The organism is Amycolatopsis iheyensis, from assembly GCF_024703995.1.
Classification (GTDB): domain Bacteria; phylum Actinomycetota; class Actinomycetes; order Mycobacteriales; family Pseudonocardiaceae; genus Amycolatopsis; species Amycolatopsis iheyensis.
In genome coordinates this window covers 477,696-501,195 of the sequence record NZ_JAMXQV010000004.1, presented here as the reverse complement: position 1 = coordinate 501,195, position 23,500 = coordinate 477,696, and the positions used below count along the sequence as shown (strand labels likewise).

Below are 23,500 nucleotides of genomic sequence, written 5' to 3'. Positions count from 1 at the left end.
ATTGGATGGTTTCTCCTCGGCCGCACGTTTTCCTTGCGGTGCCGGGGAATTCCGTGTGCACCCCAGTGTGCCGCAAACCGGGCCCCGCGCGCTGCCCGGGCGGGCGATCATTCGTCGAGCGGTTCCCCGGGACCGGTGGACGTGCTCCGCACGCCGGGCAGCTCGGCGAGTTCGGCGGCCAGGTCGTAAAGATCACCACGGCCGTCGAGGCGCAGGGTGACGACCGCGATCCGTTGCCCCTCCTCGGAAAGCGATTCGTGGTCGACGTCGACGTGGTGCACGACCCAGCCCCGCCCGGTGCACACGGCGAGTGCCGCGCGCAGCACGCCGTGGCCGTCGAGGTAGCTCAGCTGGACGACCGGGGGCTCGCGGCGGTGGCGGGCGACGAACCGCTGCAGCGGCGGCAGGCCGCGGGTCACCACGAAGTGCCCGATCGTCGTGCCGACCGCGAGCACCGGCAGGCCGGCGCCGCACGCCGTGCCGACGGCCGCGGTGAGCCAGATCGTCGCCGCCGTGGTCAGCCCGCGCACCGCGTCGCGGCGGACGAAGATCAGCCCGCCGCCGATGAACCCGATGCCGGACACGATCTGCGCGGCGATCCGCGACGGGTCGAGCGCGACGTGGTCGGTCGAGAGCAGGTCGGCGAAGCCGTACTTCGACACCAGCATGAACACCGCCGAGCCGACGCCGACCAGGCTGTGCGTCCGCAGGCCGGCGGCCTTCATGCCGGCCTCGCGCTCGAGCCCGATGGCGACGCTCAGCACCAGCGCCAGCACGACCGGCGGCAGCAGCTCCCACTGCGCCGAGGTGGACCACAGTGTGGACAAGATCACGACCTCCAGCTCCTTCGGGCGACGGCACGCGAGGAGAACCGTCGCGACCGCTACCAGGACATACTGGACCGGGAGGTACACGTGACAGCGACTCGGCCGACCTCGACACCCGATTTCGTGGGTTACCCCGCCGCGCGGCGCGGCATTCGCGCCCTGCTCGACGGGCGGCCCGCCCTCCACCGCCACCCGGTCCCGGCCTGTCCGGAATGGACGGTCACCGACCTGCTCGCGCACCTCGTCGAGATCGCCGGGCGCGTGCTCGGGCGCCACGGCGGCACGGTGCCGGCGGCACCGGCCCCGGACTCGACGGCGCCGGAGCTGCTCGACCGCTGGGACGACGTCGGCCGGGAACTCGACCGCAGGCTCGCCCAGGCGGGTGGCCGCAGCGGCGACCTCATGGTGATGGACGCCTTCACCCACGAGCTGGACCTGTGCGCCGCCCTCGGCGTCGCGCCGCCGGCGGAGCACGTCGCCCAGGCGCCGAGCCTCGAGGTGCTGGTCCGCGGCTTCTCCGGCGAGGTCACCGCGCTCGGCCTGCCACCGCTGCGCGTGCGTTCCACGGACGGCTTGACGTGGACGGCGGGCGAGGGACGGCCCGAAGCCTCGGTGACCGCTCCGGCTCGTGACCTCTGTCGCGCGCTGGCTGGGCGACGGTCGCTCGCGCAGCTGGCGGCGATGGAGTGGAGTGAGGCGCCTGGGCCGTGGCTGCCCGCGTTCGGCTGGGGGCCGTTCACCCCGCCGCCGTCGGCGGGGGCGTAGCGCGGACAGCTCGAAGGCTAGGTGGCCGCGCTGGCTGGGCGGCGGTTGCTCGCTCAGCTGGCGGCGTTGGACTGGAGTGAGGCGCCCGGACCGTGGCTGCTACACCCCGCCGCCAGAGGCGGGGCGTAGCGCGGACTGGCTCAGCCTCCCGGCGGTGTCACCGTGAGGAGCGCGGCCAGCGCCAGCACGACGACGCTGAGCAGCACCTCCGTCCCGACCGCGAGCCGCAGCTTGCGCAGGTCGGTGGTCACCGTGGCGGTTCCGCCGCCCGTCGGCTCGGGCAGGCTCCGGCGCACCACTCGGCGTGATCGGCTCGCCACCGCCAGCAGCAGCGCGAATCCGGCGATCTTCAGCAGCACCAGCGCGCCGAACCGGGTGGTCCAGAGGGTGGCCACCGACGGCATGACGCGCAGCGCCAGCACGGCGCCGCTGAGTGCGATCGCCGTCACCGACCCGGCCGCCAGGCGGGAGAACTTGGCCGCGACGGGGAGCAGGTCCTCGTCGGTGGCCGGGCGGTAGAGGCACCAGGCCAGCTGGGTCAGCCCGCCCGCCCAGACGGCGATCGCGCCGAAGTGCACGAGGTCCGCCGTCACCGAGACGAACATGACCGGGTCGGCGACCGGGTGGCCGGTGGCCGAGAACGTCAGCAGCACGAGGAAGCCGGTCACCATGGCCAGGTTCTCGTAGCGGGCCCGGAGCCGGTCCGGCAGCCCGGGCCGCAGCAGGCGGGGCAGCAGCGCCGCCAGCGCCGCCACGGCGGCCAGCCGGAGCAGCAGCAGCTTTCCGTAGGCCACCCGCAGCGTGTCGGCGAGCAGGCCGGGGTCGGCCACCGCGGACAGACCCCGCCCGGCGGCGTACGGACCCTGCAGCACGAACGTCCCGACGGCCGTCGCCGCCACCAGCCCCGCGCCCAGGTGCAGCAGCCGCCGGGCGCGGCGGTCGGTGCGCGCCGCCGGCCGGCAGAGCACCACGAACGCCAGGCCGCCGAACAGCACGACGCCGAGGTAGGACAGCCAGCGCACCGTCGTCGACACGGCGTCGACAGCCGCGTCGGTGCCGGTGGCCGCGGACACCGCGCCCGCCGAGGTCACCAGCGGCCCGGTGCCGACGACGAAGGCGAACGTGCCGCGCACCGGGTGGGAGTCGGCCGACACGAACGCGTATTCGACGAGGTAGCTGCCGTCGGGCAAGTCCGGCCGCAGCCGGACCGCGACCTGCTCCGGCACCTCGCCGGGCTGGAACACCGGCCCGGCGTCCACGTGCCGGCCCGCGAGGTCGACGACCTTGATCGACCCGGGCTGGATCCCGACGTTCTCCGACAGCGTGACCGACACCAGCGACGGCGCCGCGCTCAGGCGGGCGCCGTCGCCGGGGGCCGAGGAGACGATCTCGACGTGCGCCGAAGCCGGGGTGGCGCCGAGCACCAGCCAGCCGGCCAGGAAGACCAGCAGCGCCAGTACGCGCTTCACGACGCCGAAAGCGCCGGCTGCTTCGGCAGGCCGCAGGTGCAGCCGGTCAGCTCGTGCTCGGCGGCCGAGGCGCGCCGGTGCAGGATCATCGCGACGATCATCGGGACGGTGACGATCGTGTTGTAGAACAGGTGCAGCTCCACCCTCGGCACGAGCAGCTGGATGAGGCTGGTGGGCACCTTCTGCCCGGCGAGGTACCAGCCGGACTGCGCCTGGACGAACAGCAGCAGGTGTTCGATGTGGTGCCAGAACTGGATGCCGAGGGCGAGGTTCCACCACTGCCGCGAGCGGCCAGCGAAGCCGTGCCGCAGGACCCAGAGGAACACCAGCATCACCAGTGCGTAGCCGTAGTGCAGCCATTCCTGGGAGATCAGCCACGGGAACGGCATGCCGAGCACGCCGCGGGCGTCCGCGGTCTTCCAGCCGAGCGCGTAGATCTGGACCGCCTGGACGATGTGCTCGGCCCAGTGCCCGATCACGATCACCATGAAGACGGTGAGGGCCCGGTTGTGGTACTTCCCGTTCAACGTCCCCAGGAAGCCGGCCGGCCGAACGAACTCGGAGGTCGACATGTGCGTGCTCCTTCTCGGTGAGCCAGGAGGGCGGCTCCATCGAACATAGATCCCGGCACCGGAGTTCCGTTCCTCCGGATTGCCCAATTCCGCGGACCGGCCGCCGGCGGTCAGTGCAGGGCGAGCCCGTCCTGCTCGGCCGGCTTCGGCGGGATGTGGAACAGCTTGGTGAACAGCTCGAGGTGCGCGAACTCGCCTTCGATCCGCAGCCGGCCCGTCGCCATCGCCTCGGCCGCGGTCAACGTGCCGTTGACCAGGTCGATCAGCTCGGGACCCTGCGGTTCGATGACGAGGTCGGCGGCCGGGTGGTCGCCGCCGCTCACCTTCAGGGCGCCGTCGTCGACCATCGCGTGGATGATCAGCGACTCGCTGTGACGCAGCACGTATGTCACGTGCACGCCCCGCGCGGCCTCCTCCTGGAACGTCGCGTAGAGCGCGAGGATGGCGGCGTCGTCGGTGAAGACGTCGCCTTCCTTCGGGTACCCGAGCGAGCGGGCGCCCCACAGCCCGAGGTCCAGCAGGATGTGGTCGAGCTCGCTGCCGTACTCGGTGAGCTCGTAGACCAGGCCGGCGTCCAGCTGCGGCAGCACCCGGCGGCGGATCACCCCGGCCTGCTCGAGCTCGTTGAGGCGGGAGGACAGGATGCCGGCCGGGATCCGCGGCAGGCCGAGCCGCAGGTCCGTGTACCGCTTCGGGCCGAGCATCAGGTCCCGGAGGACGAGCATGGACCAGCGCTCGCCGACGATCTCGAGGGCGCGCGCCAAGCCGCAGAACTGTCCGTACGTGCGAGTCGTCGTCATGCTCGATCCTCACTGTGGGTCTGGGTGGTACGGGCGGCCCGGGCGACCGCGCTGTGCTCTCGCGGTCAAGGGTGACGACACCCGGCGGCGGCGACCAGTGCCGGACACAACGCGTTCACACATGAGTTCTCCACGAAAATTCGTGTGTTTTGCATGTCCGCTTCGCTGCGCGACGCACTGGTCGCGGGCCGGGTCCCGGGGGAAGAATCCGGGTTCTCGGATCGTGCGTACCGGAATCAGGAGTGCCCATGAGCGGGTCAGCTGTGCAGCCCGTCGGGGTCCCGTCGCTCGCCGGGGCCCCGGTGCTCGCCTTCAAGCGGCACCTCCGCGCCGAGGTTTCCGCCGGTAAGGGGGCGTACCTGTTCTCGGAACAGGGCGTCATCGCGATGCGCGGGGCACGCATCGAGTCGCTCGCGCCCCTGCTGGACGGCACCCGGGAGCTGGGCGAGGTGCTGCGGGCCCGGCCCGACGGCATGGCGCCCGAAGAGGTCGCCGCGATCGTGACCCAGCTGCTGAAGGCGGGCCTGGTGTCCGTCCGCCCGGCGCCCGAGCCCGCCGTCGACGAGCGGGAGCTGGCCTACTGGGACGCGTGTGGCGTCGACGCCGCGTCGGTCACCTCGCGCGCCACCCGCCCCGGCGTCCGGCTGATCTCCGTCGGCGACGACGTCGACCCGGACCCGGTCGAGCGCGCGCTGGCCGACGCCGCGCTGGAGGTCCTGCCGCCCGAGGCGGGCGCCGACGCGGCCGACCTGAACATCGTGCTCTGCACCGACTACCTCGACCCGCGGCTGGGGGACCTCGACGCCGAGCACCGGCTCACCGGCCGGCCGTGGCTGCTGGCCCGGCCGTTCGCCGCGCAGGTCTGGATCGGGCCCGTGCTGCGGCCCGGTGAGTCGGCGTGCTGGCACTGCCTGACCAGCCGCCTGTGGGGGCACCGGCACGCGGAGGCCTGCGCCCAGGAGCTGCTCGGCCACGAAGGCCCCGCCCGCCGTCCCGCCGTGGCGCTGCCGTCGCTGACCGCCGCGGCGGCGCACCTGATCGCGCTCGAGGTCCGGAAGTGGCTGGCCGGCTACCGGCACCGCGGCCAGGACAGCGTGTGGGTGCTCGACACGCTCGACCTGCAGGGCAAGCTGCACGAGCTCCGGCGCCGCCCGCAGTGCCCCGGCTGCGGGGACACGACGCTGATGGCCGCGCAGGCCGCGCGGCCGATCCGGCTCGAGCCGGCCCGGAAGACCACCTCGACCGGCGGTGGGCACCGCACCGCCACCCCGGCGCAGACGCTCGATCGCTACCGGCACCTGGTCAGCCCGATCACCGGGATCATCGCGGAGATCCGGCGCGACCCCGCGGCGCCGCCGTTCGTCAACGCGTACCGGTCCGGGTTCAACGTGGCGCGCGGGATGACCGGGATGGCCGGCATGCAGGCCGGGCTGCGCAGTGAGAACGGCGGCAAGGGCGTCGGCCCGATCGACGCCGAGGTCGGTGCGCTCTGCGAGGCCGTGGAACGCTTCTCCGGCAACTTCCAGGGTGACGAGCTGCGCATCCGGGCGTCGCTCGACGAGATCGGCCCCGAGGCGGTGCACCCCAACGACTGCATGCTGTTCGCCGAGCGCCAGTACCTCGAGCGCGACGCCTGGAACGCCGAGCACGGGCAGTTCCAGCACGTCGGCGACCGATTCGACCCCCGGACGCCGGTCGACTGGACCCCGGTGTGGTCGCTGTCCGGTCGTCGGCGGCTGCTGCCCACCGCCTACCTGTACTACGGCGTGCCGGCCCCGTGCGGCAGGCGGGGGCTGCACGCGGACTCCAACGGCGCGGCGGCCGGCAGCTGCCTCGAGGACGCCGTTCTCCAGGGGACGCTCGAGCTGGTCGAGCGGGACGCCGTCGCGCTGTGGTGGTACAACCGCACGCCGGTGGCCGGGGTGGACCTCGGCTCCTTCGGGGACAGCTGGCTCGACGAGATGACCGGGCACTACGCCGGGCTCGGCAGGCAGCTGTGGGTGCTGGACGTGACGTCCGACCTCGGGGTGCCGGTGTTCGTCGCGGTGACCCGCCGGACCGACGGCCCGCACGAGCACATCATGTTCGGCTTCGGCGCCCACCTCGACCCGCGGACCGCGCTGCGGCGCGCGGTGACCGAGCTGAACCAGATGCTCCCCGCCGTCCTCTCGAAGGGGCACGACGTCGACGACCCGGACGCGGCGCGCTGGCTGGAGTACGCGACCGTGGCCAACCAGCCGTACCTGCGTCCCGCCGCCGGGCAGTGGATGCGGCGGCTGGCCGACTTCGACTTCGTCCGCCGCGCGGACGTCCGCGACGACGTCACGGCGCTCGACCGCACCCTCGCCACCGCGGGCGTCGAGCTGCTCGTGCTCGACCAGAGCCGGCCCGACCTCGGCCTGCCCGTGGTCAAGGTGCTCGCTCCCGGGTTGCGCCCGTTCTGGGCCCGGTACGCACCCGGCCGGCTGTTCGACGTTCCGGTGCGCCTCGGCAGGCTCGCCGCGCCCACGCCCTACGAGCGGCTCAACCCGTGTCCCATGTTCCTCTAGCACAGCGCGCGCGTCGAACGACGTTTCCCGTGTAGGAGTTCAGTTGACTGCCGAGAGCCCGGAAGGGACAGCCGAAACGGTTCGGCTCTGGTCGCTGACCGAAGACACGTTGATCGAGGCCGGCGAAGACGGGTCGCTCGTCGCGATCACCTGGTGGGGCGAGTACGAGTTCCCGGACACGGCGGCCGGGGTCCGGGAGTCCCTCGGCCGGCTCGTCCTCGGCCCGGTTTCGCTGGCGAACCTGGCGGTTTCGGGTGCCGTCGGCGACGACGTGTGGCGGCTGTCCCTGCGCAAGGTGCTCACCCGGCTGTCGGGGTCGGTGGTGCACTCCCTCGCGCTCAACGACGGCCGCGGGCCGCTGCTGTCGGCGATTCCCGTGGCGCAGTTCCCGGTCTTCGCCGACGGCCCGTTGCCGGCCGGGCGGTCGGTGCGGCTGTCCCGGTTGACCGCGCTGCGGGCCGACCAGGGGGCGCTGATGGCCGAGTCGCCGGGAGCGTCCTACAAGGTCGCGCTCTTCGACCCGTCCGCGGTGCTGATCGCCTCTTCGCTCGCCTCGGCGACGACGGTCGAGCAGCTGGTGGCGGTCACCGGGTTGGCCACGACGGTGGTCTCCGACGTGGTGGAGTTCCTCGTCGGCGCGGGCGTCGCCCTCCTCGGCGACGCGCAGGGCGGCTTCGCCGAGCACGACGCTCCGGAGACGGCGATCTGGGCGCGCGACGACCTCATGTTCCACGCACGCAGCCGGACCTGGCAGAAGGGCGCGTCGCCGGAACCCCGCGCCGTGCGCCCCGGCGCCGAGCCACCGGTCGTCAAGCCGGTGAGCGCGGGACCCACGGTCCCGCTGGCCCGGCCGGACCTGGCGGAGCTCGAAGCCCGCGACCCGACGCTGACCGCGTTGCTGGAGACCGACCACTGCTGCCCGGAGTTCCACGGGCAGGCCCTGTCCGCCCGGCAGCTCGGCGAGTTCCTGTACCGCGCCGCGCGGGTCCGGTCGGTCGGGCCGGCGCACCTGGCCGGCGGGCCGTCGCACCAGGCTTCGCAGCGGCCGTACTTCAGCGTCGGCTGCCTCTACGAGCTGGAGATCTACGTCTGCGTCAACCGGTGTGCCGACCTCGCGCGCGGCATCTACCACTACGACCCGTTGTGGCACACGCTCACGCTGATCAACGACGACGTCGCGGTCCTGGACAACCTGCTGGACATGGCGATGGTCGCCGCGGGCAGCCACCGGCGCCCGTCGGCCCTGTTGTCCCTGACGGCGCGGATGCCGCGGATCGCCTGGGTGCTCGGCGGGGCGGCCTACGCGACGACGTTGCTGCACGTCGGAGCTCTGCAGCAGGTCTTCCACCTCGCGGCCAAGGCGATGGGCCTGGCCGCGCACGCGGTGCCCGCCGACTCCGGTGACCGCGTCGACGGGGCCCTGAAGCTCGAGTGGCCCGCCGAGGTCAGCGTCGGCGAGTGCGTGCTGGACTTTCCTCCCTAGCCGGTCAAAATCCCCCATCGCGGTGAGCCGGATCACCGTGATCACTGCTAGATTATGGTCGGATACTGACCGGCGTTGCGGGGAGACGCTAGGGTGACTGCCGCTGCGCGAAGGCTCGAAGCGCTCGAAGCAAGAGCCCGATCGCAGTATGCGCAGCGGGCAACGGGACCAACGCCGCCGGAGGGCCGCGCGGATCGCCCGCCCGCGAAGGAGTTCCCGGCGGGGCCCGTCTACGCCGTGCACGCCGGTGTCTGCCTCGGGATCGGCGTGCTCGGGTTGCTGGGACCACTGCGGATCGTCCGGGACTGGCCGGTCGCGCTCGTCGCCTGCGTGTTCGCCCTGACGCTGATCGCCGTGCACCTGATCGGGTTCGGCTACCGCCGCATCCGGTTCCGCGGTCCCGCGCTGGTGCTGCAGGCGGTGCTGGGCCTGGTGCCGGTGGCGCAGCTGGGCACCGCCTGGAGCGTGCTCAGCAGCTTCTTCGTCGGCAGTGTGCTCCTGGTGGCCAGGCCGGTCGTGTCCGTGCCGGTCCTCGTGCTCGTCTCCGGCGGTGTCGGGATCCTGTCGGGCAAGGCCGCGACCGCCGAAATGGCCTTTGTGGACGGTCTGTACGGCGCGGTGCTGACCGCCGCCGCGTCGGCGGCCGTGTTCGGGATGGCGTGGTTCGTCCGGCTGGCCGCCGAACGCGAAGACGCCCGGCGTGAGCTGGCCGCCCACGTGGTCGCCGAGGAGCGGATGCGGTTCGCCAGGGACACCCACGACCTGCTGGGGCTGAGCCTGTCGGCCATCACCCTCAAGGTCGAGCTGGCCCGCCGGCTGGTCGACGCCCAGCCGGCGCAGGCCAAGCGCGAGCTCGCCGAGCTGGCGACCATGTCCCGAAAAGCGCTCACCGACGTGCGTTCGGTGGCTGCCGGGCACCGCGAGACCTCCCTGGCGGAGGAGTGCCGGTCCGCGACCGCGGTGCTGCGCTCGGCCGGGGTCACCGTGCACTTCGACCAGGAGCTGCCCGAGCAGCTGCCCGAGCCGGTGGCGGCGACGTTCGCCACGGTGCTCCGGGAAAGCGCTACCAACGTCGTGCGCCACAGCGAGGCGTCGCGGTGCGATCTCGCGGTCGGCGTCACCCGCGGTGAGGCGTGGCTGCAGATGGTCAACGACGGCGTGCTGCCGGACCGGCCCGGGGAGAGCGAGGCGGAACCCGGGTGCGGGCTGCGAAACCTGGGACACCGCGTGCGCCTGCTCGGGGGCGAGCTCACCGCCGGGACCCGGCCCGGCGGGACTCACCTGGTGCGGGCCACGGTTCCGCTGGAGCCGTTCGCGGACCGCAGCCGGCTCCGGGAGCTGGTCCCGGGGTGCCTCAGAGCCATTCGGCGTCGGTGGCGATCCGGATCGCGTGCACCCGGTTGCGGGCGTTGAGCTTCGTGACGGAGGCGGCGAGGTAGTTGCGGACGGTGCCGGGCGACAGGAAGAGGTCCGCGGCGATGTCGGCGACGTTGCGCCCGCGCGCGGCGAGGGCGAGGATCTCCACTTCCCGCGGCGTCAGCGGGCAGTCGTCGGCCTCCCATGCGGACAACGCGAGCTCGCTGTCGATGACGCGCTGGCCGATCGCGACCGAGCGCACCGCGTTGGCGAGCTTTTCCGACGGGGCGTCCTTGAGCAGGAACCCGTTGACCTTGGCGTCGAGCGCGCGGCGGACCGTGCCGGGGCGGCCCAGGCTCGTCAGGATCAGCGTGTGGCACTCCGGCAGGTGTTCGTGGATCTCGGTGGCCGCCGTCAGCCCGTCCTTGCCGGGCAGGTCGATGTCGATGACCGCGACGTCGGGCCGGGTCGACTTGCCCGCCGGGAGGATCTTGTCCCCGGAGTCCACTTCGGCGACGACTTCGATGTCGGATTCGAGGCTCAGCAAGGCGACGAGTGCGCCGCGTACCATGTCCATGTCTTCGGCCAGCAGAACTCTGATCACGTCTTGTCCTCGCATCCCCCGAGTCGAGCTTCCCCAGACGTGTGATTGTACGCCATCGGGAGTCGCTGCCACGGGTTCACGAATGCGGACTGCGAGGCCGGAACGGCGGTCGGGGTCTCCTCGATCCCTTTCGCCGCAGCCGATCCCCGCCGCCGGCGCGAGAATTTTCCTTCCCGGACGCCGGTTGTTCAGAGCGTTGTTCAGACCGCGATCGGGTGGCGGGCCGGCGCGTGCCGCAGGTCCGGCAGTGCCAGCAGGACCGGCGGGTCGAAGCCGTGCCGCGGCCGCAGCCGGACGTCGACCAGGCCCGCGGACCCGTCCTGGTGCACCGTGACGGGCCCGGACAGCCCGGTCAGCGGCCGCGGCCCGCGTTCGCCGGCCGGCGTGGGGTCGTAGGCGTGCGCGATGACGTACCAGGAGCCCAGGGGCACGTCGGTCAACGTGTACTGACCGGCGTCCGGCAGGATCGAGAACCGGGCCGGCGTGCCTTCGACGATCTTGGCGGGGAAGAGCCCGACGAACACCGGACCCGTTCCCTCGGCCGGGGTGCGCCGGACGTGTCCGCGCACGGTGGCCCCGGCCGCCGGCCGGCTCGTTCGTTCGGCGATCCGCGGTGCCGAGCCGCGGAGCCGGCGGTAGCCCCCGGGGGAGACGCCGACGCTGCTGCTGAACCGGGCGCTGAAGGTGCCCACGCTGTTGTAGCCGACCTGGTGGCTGATGTCCGCCACGGAGAAGGTCGTCGTCGCGAACAGCCGCTTGGCTTCGGCCAGCCGCAGGGCCGACAGGAACCGCCCGGGGGACAGTCCGGTCGTCCGCAGGAACACCCGGGTGAAGTGGAACTTGCTGAACATCGCGGCCCGGGCGAGGTCGTCGATCGTGAGGTGCTCGCCCAGGTTCTCCCGCATGGTCATGATGGCCCGTGCCACGGACTGCCGCACGATCTCGTCCACGATGACCGTCCTTCCGGTCGGCGGTGCCTGGCCATCCGCGTTCCCGGTGAACGGGATGGGCGTCGGCAATGGGGTATAGCCGAACTCTAGAACCGCGGACGTCTACTTCTTAAGTGCTCAGTGCACCGTCGCGAATGGATTTCACCGGGTGCGGACATGCGTTTTGCACGTGCGCGTGGCAGCGGCGCCGAACGGCCCATCGGCGGGCGTGCACGTGTGACATCCGCGGGGCTGATGAACACCTAATGCGGTCGGCTGAACTCGCAGGGTGATAAACCGGGTTCGAGTGAGCCCGAGCCGCGCCTTCCGCTAGTCCGTTCGGCCGTAGTTCGAGAGCTGTACGGAGTAGACGTAAAACACGGGGCTCCGATGATGCGGGCACTGGTTCCGGAACACCTTGTGGCGGGATATTTGGGTCAATGTGAAGTATTCTTTTCGCCTGGGGAGGTCTTAATGACCATGCACATTTCTGCCGATATCCGCGCCCTTTTCGCCGAGTTCGGTATCGAGACCGACGAGGTAGGCGCCGTCGAATGCGGCCTCGTGATCGACCGGTTCGACCGGCCGGCCGAGTCGGCCACTGTCCGTGACACGATCGGCGTGACCTTCACCGACTCGCCGTTCGAGGTCGAGGCGGCGACCCACGCCGGTATCGGTGCTGGTCCGGCCCTTGTGTGAACCGGTCGTCGGGGCCGCTTCGGCGTCCCCGGTGACCGGCTCCTCCGCGTCCGCTGCCGGAGCCGCCGGCAAATATTCCCGCTCATCGGTAAATTCCGGTTTGCCTTGCATTCGCAGCCGGCCGGCGGTGGCGGGCGGTGTCGGCTCGTCGCTGTGAGTTCTTCCGGCGAACCCCGATCGGACGAACCAGGATCCCGGTCGAAAATGTTTAACTGGGCTTCTGGAGACTGGGGAGTAGTGAAGGCGGAGGGGCTTCGTGATCAAAGTGCTCGTAGCCGAAGACATGCACATCGTCCGCGGAGCGCTCGTCGCGCTGCTGCGCCTGGAGCCCGACATCGAGGTCGTCGCCGAAGTGGCTTCCGGGCTCGAGATCCTGCCCGCGGCTCGCTCCGCGGCCGCCGAAGTGGCGATCATCGACATCGACCTGCCGGACAAGGACGGCCTCACGGCGGCGGGTGAGCTGCACGAGCAGCTGCCGGAGTGCCGCACCCTGATCCTGACCAGCCTGGGGCGGCCCGGGACGCTGCGGCGCGCGTTGGACGCCAAGGTGAGCGGGTTCCTGCTCAAGGACGCGCCACCGGACAAGCTCGCCAACGCGGTGCGCGGGGTGGTGGCCGGCCGCCGGATGGTGGACGGCGACCTCGCGCTGGCGGCGTGGGACAGCGTCGACTGCCCGCTGACCGCGCGCGAGCTCGACGTGCTGCGCATAACGTCGGAGGGCTACGGGACGGTCGAAGTGGCCGCCCGGCTCTACCTGTCGGCGGGCACGGTCCGGAACTACCTCACGACGGTGGTGGCCAAGCTGGGCGCGCGAAACCGGGTGGACGCGATCAGGGTCGCCCGGGAGTCGGGCTGGCTGTGACGCCGCCCCGGTCAGACGGGGACGGTGGCGCGCAGGCGGAACTGGCCGTCGGATTCCACGCCGGCCGTGAGTTCTCCGCCGAGGTCCGAGACCCGGTGTGACAGGTTCCCGATCCCGCTGCCCGATGAGCCGCCCGGGCGGCCGGAACCGTTGCCGGACGGGTTCGCGGGCGGGGTGGGCGGCTCGTCGACGCCGTCGTTGACGATCTCGAGCGTGACGCCCTCGTCCGTGCGCCGGATGGCGATTTCGCAGGTTTCCACCCTGCTGTGGCGGAGCACGTTGGTGACGCCCTCGCGCAGCACCACCGCCAGCACCGTGCGCACCGGGGCCGGGAGCTCGTCCTGGAGCAGCTCCATCCGGACCCGGACGTCCGCCGCGGCCAGCACCGAGCGGGCCGAGCGGCTTTCGCTGTCCAGGGACAGCTCCCGGTAGCCGCTGGCCACCGAGCGCACGTCGGAGAGCGCTTGCCGGGTCAGGCTCAGGATCTCGACCAGCTCTTCGATCGCCCGGTCGCGATCCAGCGGCAGCACCCGGGCGGTCAGCTCGCTCTTGAGCGCGATCGCCGAGAGGCTCATGCCGAGCAGGTCGTGCAGGTCGCGGGCGAACCGCAGCCGCTCCTCGGCGACCGCCATCTCCGCCAGCCGGCGCCGGCTCTGGTCCAGCTCGGCCGCCAGCCGGACCAGCCAGAGCATGCCGAACACGATCAGGCCGATCACCACCGTGCCCGCCGAGAACTTGATCGCGTACAGGACACCTTGCCCGGCCTGGCCGGCGACGTACTGCAGCCAGAGGTGGACGCCGGTGTTCGCGGCGAACAGCAGCCAGCCGGCGGCCGGTGGCAGGACCAGCAGCCCGCAGCCCATGAGCAGGGACGGCAGGCTGACCCAGTCGTGCTGCAACGGCAGCAGCGGCAGGTAGATCAGGCAGGCCTGCACGAACAGCATCGCGACGCTCTGTCCCGAGCGGAGCCGGGTGGCCGGCCGGTTGAAGTAGGCGAACTGCAGGGTCAGCAGCGCCGCCACCGATCCGGTGACCAGCGCGATGTGCCACGGGTTGGTCGACAGCAGCAGCTCGTGCAGCACGGCCGCCAGGCCGATGAACCCGAAGCAGACCGGCAGGAGCACCCGGACCTGACGCGACTCGGCCTGGGTCTGCAGGCCGCCCTGGTCGGCCGCGGCCACCGGCTCCACCTGGTCCGGCAGCGGCAGCTCGACCCGCAGGCGGAACCGGCCGTCGTCGCCGAGACCGGTGGTCACCGAGCCGCCCAGCGCGGCGACCTCGGCCGGGAGCCGGGCGAGCAGGTCGGACTCGTCGGGGAGGTCGTCGGGGTCGACGCCGTCGTTGACGATCGCCAGGCTGACCCGGCCGCGGTCCTGGCGGACCTCGAGCTCGCAGTGTTCGACGTCGCTGTGGCGAAGGACGTTCGTGACGCCCTCGCGCAGCACCTTCGCCAGCAGCGTGCGGGCCTGGACCGGCAGCTCGCCCTGGTCCAGGTGGATCCGCACGGCGATGTCGGACGCCGTCAGCAGGGACTGGGCCGTGCGGAACTCCTTCTCCAGCGACAGCTCGCGATAGCCGTGGGAGACGGCGCGGACGTCGGCCAGCGTGCGCTGGGCCGTGGCCGTCATCTCGGCCAGCTCGGTCTGGGCCTGCTCACGCGACTTCTGCAGCAGGCGGTACACCAGCTCGCCCTTGAGCGCGATGGCCGACAGGCTGATGCCGAGCAGGTCGTGCAGGTCCCGCGCGAAGGCCAGCCGCTGCTCGGCGACCGCCCGCTGGGCGAGCTCGGTGCGGGCCCGGTGCAGCTCCCGGATCGACCGCGCGAGCTGGGTGAGCAGGGCGAAGGCCAAGCTGTAGAAGATCCCGCCGACGACCGTGTAGATCGCCAGCAGCGGGGGGTCGTAGAGCAGCTCGACCCAGAGCAGGCCGCCGATGTTGAGCACGAACAGCAGCCAGGCGGGCCGGGGCGGCAGCGTCAGCAGGACGGCGCCCCCGAAGAACACCGGCATCGCGGCCCACAGGGCGTCGAAGGTCAGGACCGGCACGTAGCCCAGCAGGGCCAGGACGATCAGCAGCAGCCTGCTCGCCGTGGAGTCGAGCCGGACCGACGGGCGGCTGTAGTGGAGCAGCTGGATGGCCAGCAGCACGGTGATCCCGGCGATCGCGAAGCCGGTTTCCAGCGGGCTGTAGGGCAACGGCAGCACCGCGGCGAGCAGGAGGAAGCCGAAACTCACGACGACCACCGCGATCATCGCGGCGGCCAGGTAGGCCGCCAGCCGCGGCCGCTGGTCCACGCCACTGGTGCCGCGTGCCTCGGCTACCAGGGATCGGCCGGACTCGAAATCGCTGACAGCTACCGGAGACATGTCCAGCGATCCTCCGGCAGGTCGGGGACGCACGGGGTGGCCGGGTGGTCCGGGCCGGGCTCGGTCTGCATGCTTCCGGCAGATCCTATCTCATGTCGACGTTGCGCCGTTACGGCCGAGAGTCGCCGTGCCGCAGCCCTTTTCGGCGGTTGCCCGTCCCGGTTCCGGAGCCGGCTCAGCGCCCGCGTCGCTCGCCGGCGACGTCGGCGAGCTCGAGGAAATCCAGGCACGGCACGGCGGTCGACCCGAGGTGCCACACGGCGGCCCTGTCCCGTGCGAAGAAGCTCAACCCGGTGACTTCGTCGCGCTCGTCGCGGTCGGGCCCGGCGAGGTACCCGGTCGCGGGGAAGTCCGCGTCGAACCCGGTGTCCACGGCCGAGTACACCGGCAGGCCCCAGCCGAAGTGACGGCCGTACTGCTCGACCTTCTCGTACGGCGCGCGGGAGACGATCACCAGCCGGGTGCCCGCGGCGTGGAGGGCGGCCGCGATCCGCTCGGCGGGCACGGCCGCGCCGGGGTGGCTGCGGCAGGGCATCGTGTGGTAGACCGCGAGCCGCCGGTGGCCGTCGGCCAGCCCGGCCAGCGTCACCGGGCCGGCCGGCCCGATGAACTCGTACGCGGTCGCCGGCACGGTCCGTGGCCGGGTCGGTTTCGGTACGCCGAGCGCGGGCAGCAGCAGTTCGGTCATCGTCGCCTCCGGAGCAGCACTGTTCGCTCTGCGAAGTGTGCGGCCTCCTCGGCCCGTGGTCACCCGTTCGGTACCGATTACCGCAAGGTGGGAGACGCCCGCCGAAACTCCGCCCGCGGGGCGCCCCGGCGGCCCGGGGCCTAGGCTCGCGCCATGGCCAGGTACTTCGACCTCCACCCGGACAACCCCCAGCGCCGCACCGTCGGCCAGATCGCCGACCTCCTGCGCCGGGACAGCCTGATCGCGTACCCGACCGACTCGTGCTACGCGCTGGGCTGCCGGCTGGACAACCCGGACGGGCTCGACCGGATCCGCGCGATCCGCAAGCTCGACCGGCGGCACCACTTCACGCTGGTCTGCCAGGACTTCGCGCAGCTCGGTCAGTTCGTGATCGTGGACAACTCGGTCTTCCGCGCGATCAAGGCGGCCACCCCGGGCCGCTACACGTTCATCCTGCCGGCCACCAAGGAGGTGCCGCGGCGGCTGATGCACGAGAAGAAGAAAACCGTGGGCGTGCGCATCCCGGAGCACACCGTCACGCAGGCCCTGCTCGCCGAGCTCGGCGAGCCGCTGGTGTCGAGCACGCTGCTGCTGCCGGACGTGGCCGAGCCGCTCACCCAGGGCTGGGAGATCAAGGAAGAGCTCGACCACGTCCTCGACGCGGTCGTCGACTCCGGCGAGTGCGGGGTCGAGCCGACGACCGTGGTGGACTTCTCTTCGGGGGAAGCCGAAATCGTCCGCCACGGCGCGGGGGACGTGAGCCGCTTCTCCTGAGCCGTCAGTCCGCTTCGGACGTCCACAGTGGATTGCGCTGGGCCGGGGCCAGCTCGGCCCAGCGGGCGGCCTCACCCGTGGCGGTGACGGCCAGCTCGGCGCGTGGCCGCCGGCCGGTGAACAACAGGCAGAAGTCCACGGCGGGACCGGTGACCCGGTCCGGCGCGGCCGCCGGCCCGAACTCCCACCGGGTGCCCGACGGCGCGGTCAGCTCGAACCGGAACGGCTCGGCGGGCCGGGCGCCGTGCCCCGCGTAGGCGTCGTCGCGGGTGCGGACACCGTAGTAGGCCACGTGCCCGACGCTGTCGGTGCGGTCCAGGCGGACCCCGAGCGCGTCGGCGATGTCCTGGCCGCGGGCGAACAAGGCGGTCAGCAGCGCGGCCGCGAGCGCCGAGGGCCGCATCGGGCCGCCCGGCCACGCGATGTCGGTGGTCGCGGCGGCGAGCAGCTCGGTGGCCTTGCGCTGTTCCGAACGCCAGCCGAGCACGGCGTCGCCGAGGATGCCGGAGTCGACGATGCGGGGCGCGACCGCGCTTCGCCGGCCCTCGACGCTCAGCACGACGCGGCGCGCGACGACGGTGAGCTCGGCGAGGTGCGTCGTGATGGCCCGGCCGACGGGCAGCATCACCGTCCCCTCGTGCTCGCGGATCAGGTCCACGAGGGCATCCGCGTCGGCGTCGAGGTCGGCGTGCACGTCTGGCATGGGGGCGTCCTCCGGGCGGTGATCGGGTGCCGAAACGTCGATGCTCCCGTTGCTGCGCCGCCGCCGACCACTCGCAGCTTGCGGTGCCGGATCGGCTATGTTCGGCTTCAGGAGCCGCCGAGCGAGGGAGCCGGAAAGATGAAGTACCTCTTGGCGATGTACATGAACCCGGACGTCTGGGACGGCCTGACCGACCAGGCCAAGGACGAGGTGATGACCGGCCACGGCGAGTTCATCCGCCGGATCCGGGAGTCCGGCGAGATGATCAGCACCCAGGCGCTCGACGCGCCGGCGAAGAGCGCCGTGGTGCGCGTCAAGGACGGGATGCCGGCGATCACCGACGGCCCGTTCGTCGAGTCGAAGGAGTTCCTCGCGGGCTACTACCTCGTCGAGTGCGCGAGCCAGGAGCGGGCGTACGAGGTGGCGGCCATGATCCCGGACGCGGGGATCGAGGGCCTCGGCATCGAGGTCCGCCCCGTCCTGTTCTTCGCCGACGCGGAAACCGAAACCGAGTTCGCCGGCGGGTGAGCGGCCCGGTGGACGTCGGCGAGCTGCTCCGGCCGCTGGTGCCGCGGGTGCTCGGCCTGCTCGTGCGCCGCCACGGCCAGTTCGACGCGTGCGAGGACGCGGTGCAGGAGGCCTTGCTCGCCGCGTCCCAGCAGTGGCGAACCGAAGGCGTGCCCGAAAACCCGCACGGCTGGCTCATGGCTGTCGCGACGCGCCGGCTCACCGACCAGTGGCGCAGCGAGAGCGCGCGCCGCCGTCGTGAAGAAACCGTGGCGGTGCGGGAACCGGCCGCCGTCGTGGCGGGTCCGGGCGAGGAGCGCGTGCCCGATGAGGACGACACCCTCACGCTCTTGTTCCTCTGCTGCCACCCCGCGGTATCCGCGCCGTCCCAAGTGGCCCTGACGCTGCGCGCGGTGGGCGGCCTGACCACCGTCCAGATCGCGAAGGCGTTCCTCGTCCCGGAAGCGACGATGACACGGCGCATCACGCGGGCCAAGGAAAGCATCGCGGCCGCCGGGTCGACGTTCGGCGAACCCGCGGCGGCGGAGTACGCCGAACGGCTGCGGGTCGTGCTGCAGGTCGTGTACCTCATCTTCAACGAGGGGTACACCGCGACGTCCGGCACCGACCTGCAGGTGCCCGAGCTCGCGCACGAGGCGATCCGGTTGACCCGGGCGGTCCGCGCCCGGTGCCCGGACGACGGCGAGGTGGCCGGGCTGCTGGCGCTGATGCTGCTCACCGACGCCCGCCGCGGGGCGCGCACCGCCCCGGACGGCACGCTGGTGCCGCTGGCCGAACAGGACCGGGACCGCTGGGACCGGGCGATGATCGCGGAGGGCGCCGCCCTGATCGGGCGGACGCTCGGCCGCGGCCCGGTCGGGGCGTACCAGGTCCAGGCCGCGATCGCGGCCCTGCACGACGAGGCGCCCAGCGCGGAGACCACCGACTGGGTCCAGATCGCGCAGCTGTACGAGGTGCTGCAGGAGCTCGCGCCGAGCCCGGTGGTGACGCTGAACCAGGCGATCGCGGTCGCGATGGTCGACGGCCCGGCCCGCGGGCTGGAGCTGCTGGACTCGATCGCGGGGGACAGCCGGATGAAGCAGGGCCACCGGTTCGACGCGGTTCGCGCGCACCTGCTGGACCAGGCGGGCGACCCGGCAGCCGCCCGCGAGCACTACCTCCGCGCGGCGCGGCGGACGGAGAGCCTGCCGGAGCGGCGCTACCTCGAGGAGCAGGCCGGGCGGCTGGGCTGAGCCCGGGTTCCGGTCTGTTGGTGCTCGCCGAGCGGTGGCCGGCCGTCGCGCTCCGGGGCGAGTTGGTGCGCCGCCTCAGCGCACGCCGGCCGACGCCCTCTCCCACGGCTGTCGCGAGCTGTTGCGGGAGAAGGAGTTCAGGTGCGGCGCCGCCTCGGCGAGCAAGCCGGGCTCCGGTCAGTGGACGACGATGCCCACCTGGGGCTCCGGTGCCGTCGTCAGCCGGAACAGGCTGGCGAACAGGTCCAAGTCCCGTGCGTCGCCCTCCAGCGAAATCCTGCCGGACCGGACCGCTTCCGCCGGGCTCACCTGGCCGCCGATGACGTCCAGCAGCGCCGGGCCCGCGCCGCAGCGGATGATCAGGTCGGCGTCGGCGTGGCGGCCCTCGGAGACCTTGAGCGTGCCGTTGTCGACCATCGCGTGCACGATCATCTTGGCGTGGTACTGGATTTCGTAGGTGACTTTGACGCCGGCCGCGGCGTCGCTGCGGAACGTCGTGTAGAGCGACAGGATCGCCGCGTCCAGGCTGAAGACGTCGTCCGGGCCGGGGTGGCTGAGCGACCGTGCGCCCCACAGCCCGAGGTCGAGCAGGATCCGGTCGAGCTCGCCGCCGTACTCGGTGAGCTCGTAGACCAGGCCGGCGTCGAGATCGGGGCGGACGCGGCGGCGGATCACCCCGGCCGTCTCCATCTCGTTGAGCCGCGCCGAAAGGACGCTCGCCGGGATCCTGGGCAAGCCGGCCTGCAGTTCGGTGTAGCGCTTCGGGCCGAGCACCAGGTCACGCACGATGAGCAGGGCCCAGCGTTCCCCGATGAGCTCCATGGCGCGGGCCAGTCCGCAGAACTGGCCGTAGGTGCGAGTGCGTGCGGTCATTGATCCTCACTTCGTGCTTGCGGTGGAACGGGTCAGCGGTGGTCACCCTCGGAGATGAGGTCGCGGTGCAGCAGCTGGAGGTCGTCGCACGGCTCGACGCCGAGTTCGTCGCACAGCCGCTGCCGCAAGGTGCGGTAGACGGCCATCGCGTCGGAGCGGCGGCCGCTGCGGCCCAATGCCCGCATGAGCTGCCCGTGCAGCGCTTCGTCCAGCGGGTTGCCCACCGTCAGCGAGCGCAGCTCGCCGATCAGCTCGCGGTGGTGCCCGCTGGCGATCTCGGCCTCGATGAGCATGTGCAGCGTGGTGCGTTGCTGTTCCAGCAGTTCGACCGTGTACGGGAGGAGCACCGGCCCGCACGGGACGTTGGCGAGTGGCGGCCCGGTCCACACGTTCAGCGCCGCGCGCAACCGCTCGACGGCCGCCGCGTGCCGGTCCTGGCGCAGCAGCTCCTGCCCTTCCTGCTGCAGCTGCCCGAAGCGGAAGACGTCCACCTGGGCCGGGTCGATCCGGAAGACGTACCCGGGCGCCTTGGTGACCAGCACCGAGTCCAGACCGCCGTCCAGCCGGTTCTGGTCGAGGTAGCGGCGGAGGTGGTAGACGTAGGTGTGCATCGTGGTCCGCATGGTGCGCGGTGGCTTGGTCGCCCACAGCTCCTGGGCGATCGCGTCGGCGTGCACCATCTTGCCGGGTGAAAGGACCAGCAGAGCCAGCAGCTGAAGCAGCTTCGGCGTGGTGGGGGTGTGGTCGACCCCGTCGCGCAGGATGCCCAGCGGGCCGAGAACGGTGAACCGGACGCCGTTGGCGGCCGGCTCCCCGGGGCGGTCCGGCACGGCGACCGGATCGTCCGACAGGTTCTTCGCGGAGTACATTCCGGGCACCTCCAGTGTTCCCGCTGCGATGTCTTGAATTCCCCAGTACAACCGAGCGGGTCGGATCGCCGGCCCCGGGCTGTCCGTTTTCGACAGTGTCAGAGCGGGGGGTCCGCAGCCAGTGAGCCGTCCACCAGGATCAAGATGTGTTTCTGGGGGCGGTCCCGTGCGTCCCGCACATCTTTCTTCGGGCACCTCGCACGTTTGGTGAGCCGCCACCGCCCGGCAAATCCGCAGGTCCTGATCTCCACGGCCGTCGCGCGTGGGCGGAATGTGGGCGCCCTCACTCGCCGCAACCCCCCGATCGCCGCACTGTCATGGGGGCCGCGCATGGTCCGGGGTATGCATTTCGCATTCCGCGGCCGGGCGGTTCACAGTGGTGCCACCCGGTCGCTCCGGCGGCTTCTTCCGGCCCTCCATCGGACATCCACCGACCTACGAGGAGTGCCGTCTTACCTGGCTGAGAGGGAATTGACGTCGGTAGGAATTCGAGGTTGGACTGATGATCTTACGATCGATTGCGTCCGGGAGTGCCGACGGGGCCGGGCCGTCGGCGGGAATGGACCGGAGTGCGTGGGGGCCGGAACCGGGCGGGGAAAGGCACGTCCAGCCCGCTGTGCTCCGTGCCATCGAGCTGATCCTCGAGCGGTACTTCGAGCCGATCACGCTCTCCGCGCTGTCGTCCGAGGTGTACGTGAGCCCGTTCCACTTCTCTCGGATCTTCGCCAAGGCGACGGGGGTGACGCCGGGGCGGTTTCTCACCGCCGTAAGGCTTTTCGAAGCGAAGCGGTTGCTCCTGACCACCTCGCTCACGGTGTCGGACATCGTCTGCAGCGTCGGCTACAGCAGCGTGGGGACGTTCACGAGCCGGTTCCTCCGGACGGTCGGGATGACCCCGACCGAGTACCGCGAGCCGGAGGTCGGTGAACTGCTGGTGGCGCGTTCGGCGCACTTCCAGCGGCTGCCGTCCCTGCGTTCCCTGCGTGAGGCGGCCGGGAGCACCCGGCCGCCGCTGGAGCCGGGTGGCGGGCGGCTGACCGTGCGGGTGGACATGCCGCCGCACGCCACACCGGCCAACCTGCTCGTCGGCGTGTTCGCCGACTCGGTGCCGCAGACCGGGCCCGTGGCTTTCGGCAGCGTGGCCGAGGCGCGGTCCGCGGACCTGGTCATCGACGGCGTGCCCGAGGGCACCTGGACGGTGATCGCGGTCGCCGACCACGGTTCCGTCCGCGACGCCCAGGCCGGCCCGGCGTTCACCATCGCCACGGCGCTGGCGACCGTGACGGAGTTCGAGCCGTCGGAGGTGACCGCGCGGCTGCGTCCGCCGGCCCTGACCGACCCGCCGATCGCCATCACGCTGGCGACCCGGCAGTCGCTCGCCGACCAGCGGGCGCTGACTGCCCAGCGAACCCAGCTCCGCGCCGTCGCCTGACCGTTCCGACTACCACGAAGGAATCCGATGTCGACTTTCCTTGGCGTGCTGCGCAAACGGGCGCTGGCGCCGTCACTGGCCTCCGTCGGTTTCGCCGAACGGGGCTTCCCGGTCACGCACACCGACGCAACCGCCCGGCTGGAGGCCGTGCCGCAGGCGGTGGTGTGCGGGTTCGAATGGGCCATCGAAGGCGCTTCGCTGTGGGAGATCGAGCGCCGCCTCGCGCTGGTGGAGCCCGAGCAGCGCGGGTTCGCCTACGAGGGCGCCACCATGGGGTACACCATCCTCGACGCGATGCCGGGCGGTGGCCGTGAGCGCACGCGCGCATTGCTGGAAGGCCCGGGGAAGCGGCACATCTTCCTGACCTACATCGGGATCGGCTTCGCGATGGCGCGGCTGCCGCGTCCACTGTGGAAGAACATCCTGCCCGAGCTGACCGGGGTCGCCTACCACCCGGTGATGAGCTGGCTCGCCGTCGACGGCTACGGCTTCGACCGGGCCTACTTCGACACGGCGAAGTGGGTCGACGGGCAGGCCGAGCCGGTGCCCTACCCGTGGGCCGGGCGCCCGGAGTACTTCCGCCGGGCGTTCGACCAGGGTGTCGGCCGGGCGCTGTGGTTCATCCACGGCGGGGACGCGGGGGCCGTCGCCGAGGCGGTCGGGCGGTTCGCCGAGCACCGCCGGGCGGACCTGTGGAGCGGCGTCGGACTGGCGGCGACGTTCGCCGGCGGCAGCGACCAGAACGGCCTCGCGCGGCTTCGCCGGGCGGCCGGGGAATACCACGACGAGCTCGCGCTCGGCGCGGTGTTCGCGGTCAAGGCGCGGACGTATGCGTCGTACGTGCCCGCCCACACCCACCTCGCGGCCGGGGTCCTCGCCGACCTGTCCGTCGGCGACGCGCAGGACCTCGCGGACCGCACCGAGCGGGCCGACGGCGACGACGGCCCGGAGCCGCCGTACGAACTGTGGCGGGAGCGGATCCGGGCGGAGTTCCGCCCGGCGGCGGGCCGGCTCGCGAGCTGACGTCGCACGCAACCGTGGAGTAGACCGCTGATCAGCGAATCTGTGACCGTAGAACCGATGAACTGAACCACATCCTTTCCGACCCGTAAGGGGGCGA

Annotated in this window: 22 protein-coding genes; 11 read left to right on the top strand and 11 right to left on the bottom strand. The window is 72.0% G+C overall.

Features of this window, described 5'->3' with window-relative positions:
• Positions 1–107: 107 nt before the first annotated feature.
• The gene (locus M8542_RS12085) at positions 108–827 is read right to left on the bottom strand and encodes an MgtC/SapB family protein (protein WP_257920197.1); all 720 of its coding nucleotides are present in this window, start codon (positions 825–827) and stop codon (positions 108–110) included.
• A gap of 87 nt (positions 828–914) precedes the next feature.
• Here M8542_RS12085 and M8542_RS12080 point away from each other — a divergent pair, with 87 nt between their 5' ends.
• Positions 915–1,592: a maleylpyruvate isomerase family mycothiol-dependent enzyme gene (locus M8542_RS12080; RefSeq protein WP_257920168.1), complete on the top strand. Its 678-nt coding sequence runs from the start codon at positions 915–917 to the stop codon at positions 1,590–1,592.
• A gap of 140 nt (positions 1,593–1,732) precedes the next feature.
• Here the strand turns inward: M8542_RS12080 and M8542_RS12075 are convergent, their stop codons facing one another.
• The 3 genes from M8542_RS12075 to M8542_RS12065 all read right to left on the bottom strand — a co-directional run bounded on the left by M8542_RS12075 (position 1,733) and on the right by M8542_RS12065 (position 4,433).
• Complete coding sequence (locus M8542_RS12075) at positions 1,733–3,061, bottom strand: copper resistance CopC/CopD family protein (protein WP_257920167.1); 1,329 nt, start codon at positions 3,059–3,061, stop codon at positions 1,733–1,735.
• On the bottom strand, positions 3,058–3,633 hold the full coding sequence (locus tag M8542_RS12070) for a hypothetical protein (RefSeq protein WP_257920166.1): 576 nt from the start codon (positions 3,631–3,633) through the stop codon (positions 3,058–3,060). Before M8542_RS12070 ends, M8542_RS12075 begins: the two co-directional genes overlap by 4 nt.
• A gap of 110 nt (positions 3,634–3,743) precedes the next feature.
• Positions 3,744–4,433, bottom strand: coding sequence for a winged helix-turn-helix transcriptional regulator (locus M8542_RS12065; protein WP_257920165.1), 690 nt, complete (start codon positions 4,431–4,433; stop codon positions 3,744–3,746).
• A gap of 248 nt (positions 4,434–4,681) precedes the next feature.
• Here M8542_RS12065 and M8542_RS12060 point away from each other — a divergent pair, with 248 nt between their 5' ends.
• From M8542_RS12060 to M8542_RS50335, 3 genes are all read left to right on the top strand, one after another.
• Positions 4,682–6,982: a TOMM precursor leader peptide-binding protein gene (locus M8542_RS12060; protein ID WP_257920164.1), complete on the top strand. Its 2,301-nt coding sequence runs from the start codon at positions 4,682–4,684 to the stop codon at positions 6,980–6,982.
• Positions 6,983–7,025: 43 nt separating this feature from the next.
• Entirely contained in the window at positions 7,026–8,465 is a 1,440-nt protein-coding gene (locus M8542_RS12055) for a SagB/ThcOx family dehydrogenase (RefSeq protein ID WP_257920163.1), read from the top strand.
• Positions 8,466–8,702: 237 nt separating this feature from the next.
• The gene (locus tag M8542_RS50335; protein WP_257920162.1) at positions 8,703–9,878 is read left to right on the top strand and encodes a sensor histidine kinase; all 1,176 of its coding nucleotides are present in this window, start codon (positions 8,703–8,705) and stop codon (positions 9,876–9,878) included.
• Here the strand turns inward: M8542_RS50335 and M8542_RS12045 are convergent.
• Together M8542_RS12045 and M8542_RS12040 are read right to left on the bottom strand one after the other, a co-directional pair.
• Positions 9,820–10,425, bottom strand: a complete 606-nt coding sequence (locus tag M8542_RS12045) for a response regulator transcription factor (RefSeq protein ID WP_504970526.1) — start codon at positions 10,423–10,425, stop codon at positions 9,820–9,822. The two genes, M8542_RS50335 and M8542_RS12045, sit on opposite strands and share 59 nt — an antisense overlap.
• Positions 10,426–10,625: 200 nt before the next feature.
• Positions 10,626–11,375 (bottom strand): helix-turn-helix domain-containing protein, encoded by a 750-nt coding sequence (locus M8542_RS12040; RefSeq protein ID WP_257920160.1) that lies wholly within the window; start codon positions 11,373–11,375, stop codon positions 10,626–10,628.
• 453 nt (positions 11,376–11,828) lie between these two features.
• On the opposite strand from M8542_RS12040, the gene M8542_RS12035 reads away from it, so the two are divergent.
• Positions 11,829–12,053 (top strand): hypothetical protein, encoded by a 225-nt coding sequence (locus M8542_RS12035; RefSeq protein ID WP_257920159.1) that lies wholly within the window; start codon positions 11,829–11,831, stop codon positions 12,051–12,053.
• 256 nt (positions 12,054–12,309) lie between these two features.
• On the top strand, positions 12,310–12,915 hold the full coding sequence (locus M8542_RS12030; protein WP_257920158.1) for a response regulator transcription factor: 606 nt from the start codon (positions 12,310–12,312) through the stop codon (positions 12,913–12,915).
• A gap of 11 nt (positions 12,916–12,926) precedes the next feature.
• Here the strand turns inward: M8542_RS12030 and M8542_RS12025 are convergent, their stop codons facing one another.
• Both M8542_RS12025 and M8542_RS12020 read right to left on the bottom strand, forming a co-directional pair.
• Positions 12,927–15,281 (bottom strand): sensor histidine kinase, encoded by a 2,355-nt coding sequence (locus M8542_RS12025; protein ID WP_257920157.1) that lies wholly within the window; start codon positions 15,279–15,281, stop codon positions 12,927–12,929.
• Positions 15,282–15,456: 175 nt separating this feature from the next.
• Positions 15,457–15,969: a DUF899 family protein gene (locus M8542_RS12020; RefSeq protein WP_257920156.1), complete on the bottom strand. Its 513-nt coding sequence runs from the start codon at positions 15,967–15,969 to the stop codon at positions 15,457–15,459.
• A 153-nt stretch (positions 15,970–16,122) separates the two neighbouring features.
• On the opposite strand from M8542_RS12020, the gene M8542_RS12015 reads away from it, so the two are divergent.
• Positions 16,123–16,743, top strand: coding sequence for an L-threonylcarbamoyladenylate synthase (locus M8542_RS12015; RefSeq protein ID WP_257920155.1), 621 nt, complete (start codon positions 16,123–16,125; stop codon positions 16,741–16,743).
• A gap of 4 nt (positions 16,744–16,747) precedes the next feature.
• Here M8542_RS12015 and M8542_RS12010 read toward each other — a convergent pair whose 3' ends face one another.
• Positions 16,748–17,446 carry a wyosine base formation gene (locus M8542_RS12010; RefSeq protein WP_257920154.1) on the bottom strand — a complete coding sequence of 233 codons (699 nt, stop codon included), beginning with the start codon at positions 17,444–17,446 and terminating at the stop codon, positions 16,748–16,750.
• A 138-nt stretch (positions 17,447–17,584) separates the two neighbouring features.
• Here M8542_RS12010 and M8542_RS12005 point away from each other — a divergent pair, with 138 nt between their 5' ends.
• The gene (locus M8542_RS12005) at positions 17,585–17,974 is read left to right on the top strand and encodes a YciI family protein (protein ID WP_257920153.1); all 390 of its coding nucleotides are present in this window, start codon (positions 17,585–17,587) and stop codon (positions 17,972–17,974) included.
• Entirely contained in the window at positions 17,971–19,206 is a 1,236-nt protein-coding gene (locus tag M8542_RS12000; protein ID WP_372508518.1) for an RNA polymerase sigma factor, read from the top strand. The genes M8542_RS12005 and M8542_RS12000 overlap by 4 nt, the downstream gene beginning before the upstream one ends.
• Before the next feature lie 177 nt (positions 19,207–19,383).
• Here the strand turns inward: M8542_RS12000 and M8542_RS11995 are convergent, their stop codons facing one another.
• Together M8542_RS11995 and M8542_RS11990 are read right to left on the bottom strand one after the other, a co-directional pair.
• Entirely contained in the window at positions 19,384–20,079 is a 696-nt protein-coding gene (locus tag M8542_RS11995) for a winged helix-turn-helix transcriptional regulator (protein ID WP_257920152.1), read from the bottom strand.
• A 32-nt stretch (positions 20,080–20,111) separates the two neighbouring features.
• Entirely contained in the window at positions 20,112–20,948 is an 837-nt protein-coding gene (locus M8542_RS11990; RefSeq protein ID WP_257920151.1) for an AfsR/SARP family transcriptional regulator, read from the bottom strand.
• A 559-nt stretch (positions 20,949–21,507) separates the two neighbouring features.
• Here M8542_RS11990 and M8542_RS11985 point away from each other — a divergent pair.
• Together M8542_RS11985 and M8542_RS11980 are read left to right on the top strand one after the other, a co-directional pair.
• Positions 21,508–22,380, top strand: a complete 873-nt coding sequence (locus M8542_RS11985; protein ID WP_276586378.1) for a helix-turn-helix domain-containing protein — start codon at positions 21,508–21,510, stop codon at positions 22,378–22,380.
• A gap of 27 nt (positions 22,381–22,407) precedes the next feature.
• Positions 22,408–23,403: a DUF1702 family protein gene (locus M8542_RS11980; protein ID WP_257920149.1), complete on the top strand. Its 996-nt coding sequence runs from the start codon at positions 22,408–22,410 to the stop codon at positions 23,401–23,403.
• The last annotated feature ends 97 nt before the right edge of the window (positions 23,404–23,500 follow it).